Genomic DNA, 768 nt, shown 5'->3' with positions numbered 1-768 from the left:
TCATCTAACTGATGAGAAACAAAGGAGCCTGCCACACGGTTATCTGATGACTCTATGTATTCTATATCGGCACCGACTCGGCCCTCCTGACACATCGCCATTTGGCCATTCATCACGATCATACCCATACCCTTTTTTAGTTAGAGCATCCTTCAAAGGTTCCTCGCGGTTTTCATCTGCGCTATTCCGGTCAATTGTGCAGATTTTCGAATGGTATTCTTTAATGGCCGTTTTTATGTGTTTAGTGGTTTAAGGTACTTATTAGCGGGAAAATAGATTTTTTGATCTATTATAAGGTTGAATTTTCTTTGGCTGCAGTTTTGTTTTGTCGATGCGATAGTAAAATGTTTGTAAATTTACAGGATAACATCTAGGGGTGATTCACGATGAAAGAATGGTTTCTTTATGTGTTTATTGCGACATTAATTTCGATGTTCATTCAATCAGGATTAGATAAAATCGGGCTGCTGAATCTAAACAATATGTGGACTGATTTAAGTTGGCTCGTTATATTCTTTGTTGTCTATGTTTTAATCGATTTGGCTGGAAGGGCTTTAATTGGATCCAAAAATAATTAACCCCCTCATTAATAAGAGAGGGGTTTTTCGTTTCTTGTTCCATGTGTAGATTTAAAGTAAGACACCAACCTTAGGAAATAAAGTAAGCCCTTCTCAGAGCTGGAAGGGCTATTTCAGTATTCGCTATCTAAACCAAGCTTTTCTTAAATTGTTATTAAAGTTAGCCTCGTTAAAAGGAACATTGGCAGAA

Annotated in this window: 1 protein-coding gene; it reads left to right on the top strand. The window is 37.2% G+C overall.

Annotation, left to right across the window (positions count from 1 at the left end; genetic code table 11):
• Positions 1 to 386: 386 nt before the first annotated feature.
• Positions 387 to 578: a hypothetical protein gene (locus BTA31_RS22125; protein WP_076794270.1), complete on the top strand. Its 192-nt coding sequence runs from the start codon at positions 387 to 389 to the stop codon at positions 576 to 578.
• Positions 579 to 768 lie beyond the last annotated feature (190 nt).

Source organism: Bacillus haynesii, assembly GCF_001969855.1.
Lineage (GTDB): Bacteria > Bacillota > Bacilli > Bacillales > Bacillaceae > Bacillus > Bacillus haynesii.
The sequence above is the reverse complement of the archived record's forward strand: the minus strand, read 5'-3'. Positions and strand labels throughout refer to the sequence as shown.

What these genes read in the sequence shown, in the direction of transcription:
- BTA31_RS22125 (WP_076794270.1), top strand. Translation starts at nt 387, where the DNA reads ATGAAAGAATGGTTTCTTTATGTGTTTATTGCGACATTAATTTCGATG.